Annotated in this window: 9 protein-coding genes; 5 read left to right on the top strand and 4 right to left on the bottom strand. The window is 69.8% G+C overall.

The features are described 5' to 3' along the window. Window positions 1-395: HNH endonuclease (locus ACLJO0_RS42570; RefSeq protein WP_410585574.1), on the top strand; the 395-nt coding region annotated here is incomplete at its 5' end. 52 nt (window positions 396-447) lie between these two features. On the opposite strand, the gene ACLJO0_RS42565 is transcribed toward ACLJO0_RS42570, so the two are convergent. The 3 genes from ACLJO0_RS42565 to ACLJO0_RS42555 form a co-directional block, all read right to left on the bottom strand. After that, complete coding sequence (locus ACLJO0_RS42565; protein ID WP_410585573.1) at window positions 448-1,800, bottom strand: deoxyguanosinetriphosphate triphosphohydrolase family protein; 1,353 nt, start codon at window positions 1,798-1,800, stop codon at window positions 448-450. A 124-nt stretch (window positions 1,801-1,924) separates the two neighbouring features. Beyond that, the gene (locus ACLJO0_RS42560; RefSeq protein WP_410585572.1) at window positions 1,925-2,788 is read right to left on the bottom strand and encodes a sigma-70 family RNA polymerase sigma factor; all 864 of its coding nucleotides are present in this window, start codon (window positions 2,786-2,788) and stop codon (window positions 1,925-1,927) included. Window positions 2,789-2,797: 9 nt separating this feature from the next. After that, on the bottom strand, window positions 2,798-3,712 hold the full coding sequence (locus ACLJO0_RS42555; protein ID WP_410585571.1) for a glycoside hydrolase family 16 protein: 915 nt from the start codon (window positions 3,710-3,712) through the stop codon (window positions 2,798-2,800). 121 nt (window positions 3,713-3,833) lie between these two features. On the opposite strand from ACLJO0_RS42555, the gene ACLJO0_RS42550 reads away from it, so the two are divergent. From ACLJO0_RS42550 to ACLJO0_RS42540, 3 genes are read left to right on the top strand one after another with little or no spacing between them, the layout of a single operon-like run. After that, window positions 3,834-4,544, top strand: a complete 711-nt coding sequence (locus ACLJO0_RS42550; RefSeq protein WP_410585570.1) for a GntR family transcriptional regulator — start codon at window positions 3,834-3,836, stop codon at window positions 4,542-4,544. 52 nt (window positions 4,545-4,596) lie between these two features. Beyond that, on the top strand, window positions 4,597-7,995 hold the full coding sequence (locus ACLJO0_RS42545; RefSeq protein ID WP_410585569.1) for a TM0106 family RecB-like putative nuclease: 3,399 nt from the start codon (window positions 4,597-4,599) through the stop codon (window positions 7,993-7,995). Further along, entirely contained in the window at window positions 7,988-8,284 is a 297-nt protein-coding gene (locus tag ACLJO0_RS42540) for a hypothetical protein (RefSeq protein ID WP_410585568.1), read from the top strand. The genes ACLJO0_RS42545 and ACLJO0_RS42540 overlap by 8 nt, the downstream gene beginning before the upstream one ends. Before the next feature lie 201 nt (window positions 8,285-8,485). On the opposite strand, the gene ACLJO0_RS42535 is transcribed toward ACLJO0_RS42540, so the two are convergent. After that, a complete protein-coding gene (locus tag ACLJO0_RS42535) occupies window positions 8,486-11,572 on the bottom strand; it encodes a BTAD domain-containing putative transcriptional regulator (protein WP_410585584.1) in 3,087 nt (1,028 codons plus the stop codon). Between the two features lie 120 nt (window positions 11,573-11,692). Here ACLJO0_RS42535 and ACLJO0_RS42530 point away from each other — a divergent pair, with 120 nt between their 5' ends. Beyond that, entirely contained in the window at window positions 11,693-12,562 is an 870-nt protein-coding gene (locus tag ACLJO0_RS42530; protein WP_410585567.1) for an alpha/beta fold hydrolase, read from the top strand. The last annotated feature ends 17 nt before the right edge of the window (window positions 12,563-12,579 follow it).

Raw genomic sequence — 12,579 nt, 5'->3', positions numbered from 1 at the left:
GAGTCACCCAGATCACCGCACGCCACGCCCGCATGCTCGCCTGCGACGCCAAGATCATCCCCGCCGTCCTCGGCACCGAGAGCGAACCCCTCGACATCGGCCGCGCCACCCGCAGCGTCACCCCCGCCCAACGCCGGGCCTTGAACCTGCGCGACCACGGCTGCGCCTTCCCCGGCTGCCACCGGCGGCCGAAACATTGCGAGGCCCACCATATTTTGCCGTGGAGCCAACTCGGCGACACCGACCTGAACAACCTCTGCCTGCTCTGCCGCTACCACCACATGGTCATCCACGGCCAATCCGGCTGGAAAGCCCGCATGACCAACGGCCGCCCCGAATTCATCCCACCCCAATACCTCGACCCGCTACAGAAGCCCCGCCACAACCACCGCTGAACCCGAGGAGCCCGCCGACCACTTGGCGACGGGCCCCTCGGCATGCCCACGCTCAGTTGAACCAGGTACCGAACATCGAACTCTGCGACCGACCCGCCAGCCGCTCGCCGAGGTCGACCGCTTGCGCCTCGGTGAGCAGGCAGATGTAGTCGGTGACGGCCCGAGCGCATCGAGCCTCCTTGCTCTTCTCGGAGACTCCCTTGGCCACGTCGTCATGGGCGATATCGCGATAGATCACCCGAAGCTGGATGGGGATCTTCGGACTGTTCGGCGACTTCTCCAAGCATGTGATCAATCGATCGAAGAGCGAGCCGATGATCCTCTTCTGACCTTCCTGCTGTATCGCCAGCGGCGGCCTGTCTATCACGTAGAACCACGTAAGTTCCTTGAGCGCTGCGACCCGGTACTGGCTGGCCAGATCGACCGCCACGTAAGGAGGTTCGCCGAGGAGCCGGACCGCTTCCACGAACCGGGTGAGATGGCTACTGGTGATCTTGTTCATCTGCACCCGGTTCCGGCGTGTCTCCCAGAACTGCGAGTGAAGGTGGCCGCCGAACTCATCGATGATCGTGTCCAGCTCATCACGGAAGCGGGACTCGTCGAACCCTTTCTGTTCTTTCAAGCGACGGAGTCCGTGCTTGACGATGCGCTCCTTGTCCACGGACAAACCGTGCAACGGGATCAACCCTGCCCGGAAGTAGTCCTCGAGGTCGTGGGTCGCGTAGCTGATGTCGTCAGCCCAGTCCATCAGGACAGCGTTCGCACTTCTCAACTCGCCATGGCTGCTTTCCCGTACCCATTCGAAGTCTTCCCGCTCGGCCTGATAGGCACCCCACTTGTCGCCGTAACCACGATCAGTCCACAGCGCGGTGGTCTTGCACGAGTCACAGGTCTTGAGGCGCGGATACTTGAGGATGGCGTTCAGCGTCGCCCGGGTCAGGTTGAGACCGGGGTGCTCTTTCTTACGCCGCGCCAGTTTCGTCACCACGCGGAAGGATTGTGCGTTGCCTTCGAAGCCTTCAAGGCTGGCGACCTCGACCAGGCGCTGGTTCAGTATCTCCTCGGCGATGTGCCCGAACGGAGGATGCCCGATGTCGTGCACCAGTCCCGCTGTCTCGACGACATCCTCGTTCAAGTCCGATCCGGCGGGAAATCCCGACTCGGGAGAACCCGCTTGATGCCGCAGGTGCTGCACGAGTCTTCGCCCCATCTGCGCGACCTTCAAGCTGTGCGTGAGCCGGTTGTGCAGCACCAATTGCTCACTGACCGCGGCGACCTGAGTCACTCCGGCCAGCCGCCGAAAGGCGGATGAATAGAGCACTCGGTCCCGGTCGCGCTGATACGCGTCCCGATAGCTCTCCTTCTCCTCCTGCACTTTGTGGCGTCGGGCAGTTCCCTCCGACATGGTCTCTCCTCGTCCTGGCTCGAAGAGCCTTGAAAAGAAGGCGGACCACGACAAGGAACCGTTAACGACTCAAGCCAACGGGCGGCCCATCGGTACTCGTTCGCGACCGAACCGCAACCCCGGGTCAGTCCACCATTACCAGGTCCAGCCCCGACAACCGATCCCGGTCCGCGATGACGTCGATCTCGCTGATCTTCCCGTCCACGAAAGCGAACGCGAGGACCACCGAAGGCCGTCCTTCGTCGGCCATCACGAGTCCGATACCGCCGTTCACCAGCGCGAGCTGGGTGACGGCCGCCCGCACCGAAGCGGCCGCCGCACCGCGGGCCACCGTGTCGATACCCCGCAGGAAGATCGGCGCGCGCGACGGGCCCGCGGCCTTGTCGGCGCGGAGGACGACGTCGGGGTGCAGGAGTTGGAGGAGTGCCTCGAAGTCTCCGCCGCGGGCCGCGGCCAGGTAGGCGTCGACGACTCGACGGCGTCGCGCGACGTCCGGTTCCGCGGCGACGGAACGGCCTTGGACGCGGCGCCGGGCGCGGCTCGCGAGTTGCCGGGCGGCGGCCGGGGTGCGGTCGATCAGCGGGGCGATCTCGTCGAACGGTACGGCGAACATGTCGTGCAGGACGAACGCGAGCCGTTCGGCGGGGGCCAGCGTGTCCAGGACCACCAGCATCGCGAGTCCGACCGAGTCGGCAAGCACCGCGTCGGCGGCGGGATCGACCGAGGAGTCGATCGGCTCGGACGACTGGTCGTCGAGCGGTTCCTCCTGCCGGTGGTCGCGCGAGCGCAGCACGTTCAGGCACACCCGCGCCACCACCGTGGTCAGCCAGCCGCCGAGGTTCTCGATCTCACTCGCGTCGGTGCGGTCGAGCCGCAGCCACGTGTCCTGGACGGCGTCTTCGGCCTCGCTGACCGAACCCAGCATCCGGTACGCCACCGCCCGCAGCCTGGTCCGGTGCTCCTCGAAACGTTCAGTCAGCTGATCCACCGTTCACATTTAACAGCCTCCGAGATCGTCGGCGAACCGCACGCCCGACGACCGGTACGAAGCGGCCCGATCGGCGGCCGCCTGTGGCGTCAGGACCTCGTTCTTCGCGTAGTAGACCCAATCCACCTGCTCGAGGTAGGTGCTCGTGCCACCGCTGTGCTGCGTGAGGTCGATGAACCACTGGTTGAAATTCAGGGACATGTTCTGCCGCGGGTACACGTCGAACGGCCCGCCGCGGTCGTGGTCGGCCACCAGGACGCCGTCGATGTAGTAGCGCACATGGCCGTCGGCCACGGTCGCGGCGACGGAATGCCAGCCGTCGATACTGCGGCGCTGGCTGTCGCTCTTGTTCTCGGCGTACCACGGGTCCGGCGTGTAGGTGTGCCAGCTGGTCTGGAAGTTCACCGGCCCCGCCTCACCCCATCCGCCGTTGGGCAGGTACTCCGAGAAGTCCAGTTCGCTGTAGATCGGGTCGTTGTCGTAGCGGAGCGGGCTGATCGTGAAGAACGTCTGGTTGATCCGGTCGCCGTCGGGGCCGGACACCGGCGCGTCGGAGAAGCGGATCCGCGCCGCGTAGGTCCCTTCGAAGAACCGCCGGTCCGGCTGCATGATCTCGGTCTGCGTCGTGCCCGCGGGCGTGCCGTCGGTGGCGGAGGCGAGTTGCAGCACCTTGTCGCCGCCGGACGTCGGGAACGTGATGCCCTCCGGGGCCCAGCGCGCGCCGCCGACGCCAGGGCCGCCGGCGCCGGAACGCACCTGCCAGCCGTGCTGGGACAAGAGCCCGTCGGTATGCGAGGTGTAGTGGAAATCGTCGAACAGCTGCCCGCAAGCGGGCGCTCCGGTCGCGGTACCCGGCGCGAGTCCCAGTGCGGCGACCGACAACGCGGCGACGGTGGCGGAACGGAACTTCCCTGGGTTCGGCATCCTTGTCCCCTTTACCACTGGTCAGTTTCCACCACCGTCGCCCGGTGAAGTGGTAAAGTCAATAGGTCTAGACAACTTGTCCACCAGCCAATTCGAGATGACCACTGGGTAGGCTGTGGTCATGCGGCGAACAGAGGTCAAGGATCGGCTCCGCCTGCTCATCGAGCGGCGGCAGCCGGGCGAGGTCCTGCCTTCGGAACGCGCGCTGAGCACCGAAATCGGCGTCTCCCGCCCCACCCTGCGGGCCGCGATCGACGAGCTGGAACGCGACGGTCTCGTGGTCCGCGAACACGGCCGCGGCACGTTCACCGCACCGCGCAAGATCTCCCAGGATCTCGTGCCCGCCACCGGCGGCGAACAGTTCGCCCCGCCCGCCGAAGGCCCTTGGACCAGCCGGGTGATCGACTTCTCCACCATCCCCGCGGGCGCGCGGCTCGGCAAACGACTCGAGGTCTCCCCCGCCCGGCAACTGGTGGCCGTCACCCGCGTCCGCGTCGTCGAAGAGGCGCCGATGGCGATCGAACGGATCCTGGTCCCGCGGGATCTCGTACCGGACATCACGGCCGCGGGCTTCGAGTCCGGCTCGTTCTACGAACTGCTCCGCACGCGGTACGAGGTCGTCCCCGCGACGGCCGTGCAGATCATCGAGCCGACCGTCACCGACGCCGACGAATCCGGCCTGCTCGGCGTCCCGCAGCACTCCCCCGCGCTGCTGTTCGAGCGCACCACGCGCGATGAGGGCGGCCGCGTGATCGAGTACACCCGCTCGATCTACCGTGGCGACCGCTATCGGATCACCTCGCATCTGACGTTCGACCACACCTCCGGCTGACTCCGGCGCGCCGGGGCCGTCCAGCCGCGAGTCCGTGCGAGACTCCCGGGCGATGTACACCCCGTCCGATCTCGCCGACCTGCTCGAATGCGAGCACCGCAGCCTCCTGAACCAGGCGCTGGCCGCCGGTCTCCCGGGAGCGCCGCGACCGGGCTCCGGGCCGGATCAGCTGGCGGTCACGCACGGGCGCGCGCACGAGGCCGCGACGCTGGACAAGCTGCGCGGCGAGCGCAGCGCCGTCGTCGAGATCGACGAACGAGACCCGGTCGTCGCCGCGAAAGCCACCGAAGAGGCGCTTCGGGCGGGCGCACCGGTGATCTACCAGGCGGTCTTCCACGACGGTGAGTTCTCCGGCCGCGCCGACTTCCTGATGAGGGACGACGAAGGCCGCTACGAGGTCTACGACACGAAGCTGGCCAGGCACGCGAAGCCCGCTGCGGTGGTCCAGCTGACCGCGTACGCCGACGCCCTTCGCCGCGCCGGCTGGCCCGCCGGTCCGCGGATGCACCTGCTGCTCGGTGATCACAGCACCCGCTCGTTCCGCGTCGACGACTTCCTCCCGCTGGTGGACCGGCTCCGCGCCCGGCTACGGAACCGGCCGCCGACCCTGCCGGTCCCGTTGTGGGCCGACGAACGGCCCGCCTGCGGTGGTTGCTCCTACGCCGCGCATTGCGCGAGCGCCCGCGAAGCCGATCGCGACCTTTCGCTGGTCGCGGGGATGCGCGGTGACCAGCGGCGGAAACTCGCCGCCGCGGGTCTCGGCACCATCGACGCACTTGCGACCGCCACCCCGGAGGATCGGCCGCGCGACATCTCGACGACGTCGTTCACCACGCTGCGCGCCCAGGCCGCGATCCAGGTCCGGCAGGACGCCACCGGGCAGATCGCCTACGAGATCATCGATCCGGACGCGCTGGCCACCCTGCCGCCGCCCGCGCCCGGTGACGTCTTCTTCGACATGGAAGGCGATCCCTACGCCCTGGCCGGCGAAGGGCTCGAGTACCTCTTCGGTGCGGTGACCGCGGACGACGACACGAAGTTCACGCCGTTCTGGGCGCACAACCGGGCGCAGGAGAAGCGGGCCTTCGAGGAGTTCGTCGACTTCGCCACCGCGCGGCTCGCGGAGCATCCCGGTTCGCACGTCTACCACTACGCGCCGTACGAGGTCACCGCGATCAAACGGCTCGCCGCCGTGCACGGGACCCGCGAGGACGCCGTCGACCACCTGTTGCGCAGCGGCGGGCTGGTGGATCTGTATTCCGTGGTGCGCAAGGCACTCCGGGTCTCGCAGCGGTCGTACTCCATCAAGTACCTCGAACCGCTCTACATGCCGGAAGCCCGCGACGGCGACGTCAAGACGGCGGTTTCGAGTATCGAGGCCTACGAGGAGTACCTGACGCTCGCCGCATCCGGCGAGACCGAACACGCGGACGAAGTGCTGCGCGGGATCAGCGACTACAACGAATACGACTGCGTTTCCACGCTGCGGTTGTTCGAGTTCCTCCACAAGGTCCGGGCAGAGGAAGGGATCGGGCTCGCCGAGCCGCCGGAAGAGTCCGATGTGGACGCTCTGCTCCGGCAGACCGAGGAGGACGTCGCGGCCCAGAAACGCGCGGAACGCGCCGCGCAGCTGGCCGCGCTGGTCGATCCGCTGCTGGAGGGCCTGCCCGACGACCCGGCCGGGTTCACCGGCGAGGACCGCGCCCGCGCGCTGCTGGCCGCGTCCGTCGGCTACCACCGCCGCGAGACGAATCCCGCGTGGTGGGAGTACTTCCGCCAGCTGGCCGCCCCGCTCGGCGATCTGGAGACCGACAACGCGTGCACCGTCCCGGTTTCGCTGGAGGCCGGGGAATGGGTGCCGCCTTCGGGCCGGGTCCGCAAGGCGAAACGCTCGCTCATGCTCCGTTGCGACCCGGACCGGCCGCATCCCTTCGCGCCCGGTGACGACGTCCGCCTGCGGTACGGGGCGGCCGCGCGGGACGCCAAGGTGGTCTCGGCCACGGCCGTCGAACTGACCCTCGAGGAAAGCTGCCCGCCCGACGAGACCACCGCGGACCGGCCGGTGGCGGTGCTGCCGGGGAGCCCGGTCCGGCCTTCCCCCAAGGACGACGCGGTCGCGGATCTCGCCCGGCTCGTCGTCGACACGCTGCCGGTGCTGCCCGCTCATCCCGGCGTCGATCTGCTCCGGCGCACGTCGCCGCGGTTGCGTGACGACCGGCCCCTGCCGGAACCCGGGGCGGATCTGGTGAACACGGTGATCGAGGCCGTCGAGGCACTCGACGGCTCCGCGCTCGCCGTCCAGGGCCCGCCCGGCGCGGGCAAGACGTACCTCGCGGGCAGGCTGATCGCGAAACTGGTGCGCGCGGGCAAGACGATCGCGGTCACCTCGACCAGTCACAAGGCCGTGGAGAACGTGCTGTCCGCCGCGCTGAAGAACGCGCCGGATCTGCCGTGCGCCAAACGCGCCAAGCGGACTCCGGATCCGGCCGCGCCCTGGGAGCAGCCGAAGACCAATCCCGCGCTGGTGAAATGGCGCGAGGAACACGACACCGGGCATCTGGTCGGCGGGACCGCCTGGACGTTCGCGAACGCCGCGATCCGGGAAGAGCCCTTCGACCTGCTGATCATCGACGAGGCCGGCCAGTTCGCCCTCGCCGACGCGCTCGCGGTGTCGATGTGCGCCAAGAACCTCCTGCTGCTGGGTGATCCGCAGCAGCTGCCGCAGGTCGTACAGGGCATGCATCCGGCGGGTGCCGAGGCGTCCGCGCTCGGGCATCTGATCGGCGAGGCCGACATCATCCCGGCCGAACTCGGGTACTTCCTCGACGAGACCCGCCGGATGCATCCGGCGGTCTGCTCTCCGGTGTCTCAGCTGTCCTACGCGGGCCGCCTGCACTCGCATCCTTCGGCGGCCGAGCGGGCGATCGAGGGCGTCGAGGCGGGCCTGTACCTCGCCGAAGTGGACCACCACGGGAACACGACACGGTCGGTCGAGGAGGCCGAGGCGGTCACCGCCCTCGTGTCCGAACTCCACGGCCGCGCCTGGACCGACCACGGCGATCCCCGGCCGCTCGGCGACGAGGACATCCTGGTCGTGGCGCCGTACAACCTGCAGGCCCGCGTCGTGGCGCGTGCCCTGGACCAGGCCGGGTATCCGGGCGTCCGGGTGGGCACGGTCGACCGGTTCCAGGGGCAGGAGGCACCGGTGGTGATCACCACCATGACCTCGTCTTCGGCCGTCGATCTGCCCCGTGGCCTGGACTTCCTGCTCTCCCGCAACCGGCTGAACGTCGCGCTCTCGCGGGCGCAGGCGCTCGCGATCGTGGTCTGCTCGCCGCGGCTGGTCGAGGCCGACATCCGCACGGTCGACCAGATGCGGCTGGTTTCGGGCATGCTCGGGTTGATGACCGAAGCCGTGCCTTGGCACGCAGGACGGAGTGACCATGAGTGAGAACAGTCCGGAGAAGAAGCCGGAGATCCTCGACGCCGAGATCGTCGAGGAGACCCCTGTGCCGCCCGTCCAGGTTCCGGACCCGGACTACAGCGAGTCCGGGGTGCCCTCGTTCGATCACGTGCGCGACCGCATCGAGCAGCGGTACACGACCTCGCTGGGCTCGACCGAACTCGCGGGCATCGGCGGCAAAGAAGACGTGGCCTCGCTGGACAAGAAGATCGCCGACCGCGACAAGGCGGCCAAGGACAAGCTGGCCGAGATCCGCCGCGCGATGCGGGAGCAGTGAGTCAGCCCGGGATACGGCAAAGGTGTCGTGTCGCGAAAGCCACTTTCGCGACCTCTGGCGTCCCGAAAGTGGCTTTCGCGACATACCCCAGGCTCAAGCTCGAGCCCCAGCGGGACCGGCACCGCAGAAATACCGGCCGTGTGCCATTCAGCCCCTCGGTCCCCTTCGCACCGGCCCGATAGGCCATCACTCCCTTACCTCTCAATAAACCCAGTGCGGTGACCCGGCCTTCACCGCGATGGCGTGCGCCTTCCGATAGTGCTCGGCGGCCGCTTCTCGCAGGCCGAGGGCGGTGGCCAGCTCGCCGAGGTAGTGCGCGACCGGGCGGAGGGTGAGCATCCCGCTCCCGGCGCCCGCGATCTCGTCCTCGGCCGGGAGAAGCTCGGCGTACAGGCGTTCCATCGCCGTCCGGTCGCCGAGTTCGATCGCGACGACGGCGGCCAGGCAGGTGCGCGCCTCGTACAGCAGGTCCCGGGGCGAGTCCGGGATCGGGAGCACCGGTCGGCACCAGCTTTCGTAAGCGCCGTAGCTTTCTTCGCTCGCTTCGGCCGGCATGCCTCGTTGGATCCGGTCGCAGAACAGGGCGAGCGCGAGGATCCCGTTGTCCACTCCGGACATCGCGGTTCCGGCGAGACCCGCCGCGGCGGCGCGGTAGGCGGCTTCCCCGCCGGGACCGGTCATCGCGGCCCGCATCGCGCGATACCACCGGGTGAACACGCCGACGAGCGGAAGATCGTACTTCTCCCCCAGTTCGTCCGCCGAAGCGGCGTGCCGGTTCGCGGCCGCGAACTCCGCGAGCGCGCTCTTCGCCTGCACGAGGACGAGATGCCCGAGTACCTCGAACGTCACCAGCCCATGCCGCCTGGAGAGCTCGACGAGTTCCTCGCCGATTCCGGCCCGCTGGGGTGCGAGCCCCGCGCGGTCGAAGGATTGCAGGAACCGGGCGTTGAGCGCGAAGGCCAGCAGCGCCGGGTCACCGATCCGGCGGGCGAGCGTCTCGGCTTCCCGGGCCGCGTCGCGGGCCCGCCGTCCGCCCGCGTTCCGCAGTTCGACGGCGAGCGTGGCCAGCAGACGGCACCGCTCGGCCTCCCGATCTGCGGGCAACGCGGCGAGGGTCCGCTCGACGGCGCCCGCGATCCGGGAAGCGAGTGCGGGATCGTCGCTCTCGGTCCAGCTGGCGGGGACGTCGAACGCGCCGATCACGCGCGCGGTCAGCAGCGGATCGTCCAGCTTTTCCGCCAGTTCCAGCGCTTCGGCCCGATGCCGCCGGGACTGGCCGAGGCCGCCCGCGACGGCCGAAGCACGCGCCTTGCCCATGATCAGCTCCAGCCGCTTCTCCGCGTCGGAGGCGCCGGACCGATCGAACGCGGTGAGCGCGGCGTCCCAAAGTCTCGCCGCTTCCGCCTGCGCGAAACGGCTTTCGGCCCGCTCGGCGGCGGCCCGCGCGTAGTGTGCGGCGCGGTCCGCGTGCTCCTCGGACAGCACGAAATGGTGCGCCAAGGCATCGACGTCGTCAGGGCGCAGACCTTCCAGCGCCTCGGCGATCTCGCCGTGCTCGCGGGCACGCCGCGAACGAGAGAGATCGTGGTAGAGCGTGTCCCGCACGAGCGCGTGCGCGAACCGGAATCGACGCGGCGCCGGCTCGGTCAGGAATCCTTGCCGGACAGCGCTTTCGACCGCGTCGAGCGTGGCTTCCCCGGCCAGTGTCTCGAGTACGTCCAGGTCGACGTCCGTACCGATCACCGCGGCCCGGCGCACCACGGTCCTCGCCGCGTCCGGTAGCGCTTCCAGCCGGTGCCGGACGACGTCGCGGACCCCCGGCGGCACCGCGTCCAGCGCGGCCGGGCCCTCGTCGGCCAGCAGACGGGCGAGTTCACGGACGAAGAACGCGTTCCCGCCGCTGCGCCGGTGGATCACCGCGGCGGTCCGCGAGTCGACTTCTTCTCCGGTCGTGACCCGGACCAGGTCGGCGATTTCGGTCTCGGGAAGGCCGCCGAGGTAGACGCGCACCGGCTCGTGGCGCGCGGCCCTGCCGAGGAAATCCGTCAGCCGCGCGGGCGGGTCGGTGCCTCGATGGGTCGCGACGACCAGCACCGGCTCGGCGAGCACCGCGGTCAGCAACGCGAGCGTCTCCTCGCCCGCCCAGTGCAGGTCGTCGAGGACGAGCAGCAGCGGCTTGGCGGCGGCCAGGTAGGACGCGACCGCCCGATGCCATCGCCAGCGCGCGGCGACGGGATCTTCGGACACCGGTTCCGCCTTCGGCGCGGGGCCGTATCCGGCGTCGGCTAGTGTCGCCAGGATCCGGGTCCACGCGTAGGCGGGCGGCACACCCTCGTCGTCCGGGTTGCTCCCCCAGGCCCTGGCCCAGCCGCGTGCGGCGAGCCGGGCGGAGAACGCCTCGGCGAGCGCGGTCTTCCCCACCCCGGCGTCGCCCGACACGAGCACCAGCCGCGACCGGGCCGCGGCTTCCTCGAGCCTGGTCAGCTCCGCGTCGCGGCCGACCAGCGGCCGTTCGGCGATCTTGGGCACGGACGGCGTCAGCCGCGGTGCTTGCGCCAGGATGTCGGCTTCCAGTTCCCGCAGGCCGGCGCCGGGATCGATGCCGAGTTCGTCGGCGAGCAGCTTGCGCGCGGTGCGCAACACCGTGAGCGCGTCACCCTGCCGCCCGGCGCGGTAGAGCGCCAGGGCCAGCAGCCGGGAACCGTTCTCCCGCAACGGGTATTCGCGCACTCGTGGTTCCAGCTCGGGGATCACCTCGGCGGCCCGGCCGAGCGAGAGGAGCGCTTCGGCACGCAATTCTCCTGCCAGCAGCCGGAGTTCGGTCAAGCGGGAGACCTCGCCACGCGCCCAGCCTTCGTGGGCGAACTCGGCATACGCCGTCCCGCGCCACAACGCGAGCGCCGTGTCCACTTGCGACAGTGCCGCGTCCGCCCGCCGTGCGTCGAGCAGTTCGCGGGCGGCGGCGACGGCGGCCTCGAAGTCCCAGGCGTCGACGGACTCCGCACGCAGCGCGTAACCGCGGGCGACCGTGACGAGCAGCCGAGCGGGCTCCCGGGGCGCGCGATCCGGCTCCAGCGCGCGGCGAAGGGCGCCGACGAACGTCTGGACGGCGCCGACCGCGCCCTCGGGCGGGCGCTCCCACAGGTCGTCGACCAGGCGTTCCACCGGCACGACGCGGCCGCGGGCGATCAGCAGCCTGGCCAGCACCGCCCGGTGTCGCGGCCCCTTGAGCCCGACGGCACCCCGCGCGTCCTCGGCCACGAGCGGGCCGAGCACCCCGAACCGCATCGTCACCTCCTGTTTCACCGACGGTGATCATCGTGCCCCGGCCGCTCGGTCGTCGCTGACCGGGTGCTGATTCGCGCCGGGGACGCTGGCGGTCATCACGGAACGACCAGGAAGGCATCCATGCGCATCACCGGATTCGACTACCAGCGGGTGCCCGTGGCGGACGGCGTGGCACTCGACGTCGCCGTCGCCGGGACCGGCAGCCCGATCGTGCTCCTGCACGGCTTCCCCGAGACCCACCTCATGTGGCGGCACGTGGCGGCCGATCTGGCGGCGGACCACACCGTTCTCTGCCCTGACCTGCGAGGATACGGCGAAAGCGACAAACCCGAAGACACCGGCGAGACCTACTCGAAGCGCACGATGGCGGCCGACGTCGTCGCCGTCGCGAAGGCGTTCGGCCATGACCGGTTCGCCCTCGCCGGGCACGACCGGGGCGCGCTGGTGGCCCTGCGGGCGGGGCTCGACCACCCCGGCAAGGTGAGCCACCTCGCGATCCTCGACGTGCTGCCCACGCTGGACATGTGGGACGTCCTGCACGGCGCCGGCGCCGCGGTCGGCTTCCACCTCTATCTGATGGCGCAGCCGCCGGGGCTGCCCGAACAGCTGATCGGCGCCGCGCCCGACGCGTTCTTCGGTCACTTCCTCGACGCGTGGACACAGCGCGGCGACGCGATCCCGGCCGACGTCCGGGCCGCGTACCTCACGGCCTCGCGGAACGCGGTGACCTCGATCGTCGCCGACTACCGCGCGTCGGCGGGCATCGACGTCGAGCACGACAAGGCCGATCGCACGGCGGGCAACCGGCTCGCCATGCCGCTCACCGTGCTCCAACAGGACTGGGGTGCCGCGCTCGGCTACGACGCCGTCGCGCTCTGGCGGGCGTGGGCGACGGACCTCGACCACCGGACGGTCACGTCGGGCCACTTCATGGCCGAGGAATCACCGTCGGAGGTGGTGAAGGCACTGCGAGACCTGCTCGCACGCTAGGCCTTCTCGAACGCGGC

The sequence above is a fragment of the Amycolatopsis sp. lyj-108 genome, from assembly GCF_046549005.1.
In the GTDB taxonomy this organism is placed as follows: Bacteria; Actinomycetota; Actinomycetes; order Mycobacteriales; family Pseudonocardiaceae; genus Amycolatopsis.
This window is presented reverse-complemented; position numbering and strand designations above follow the sequence as displayed.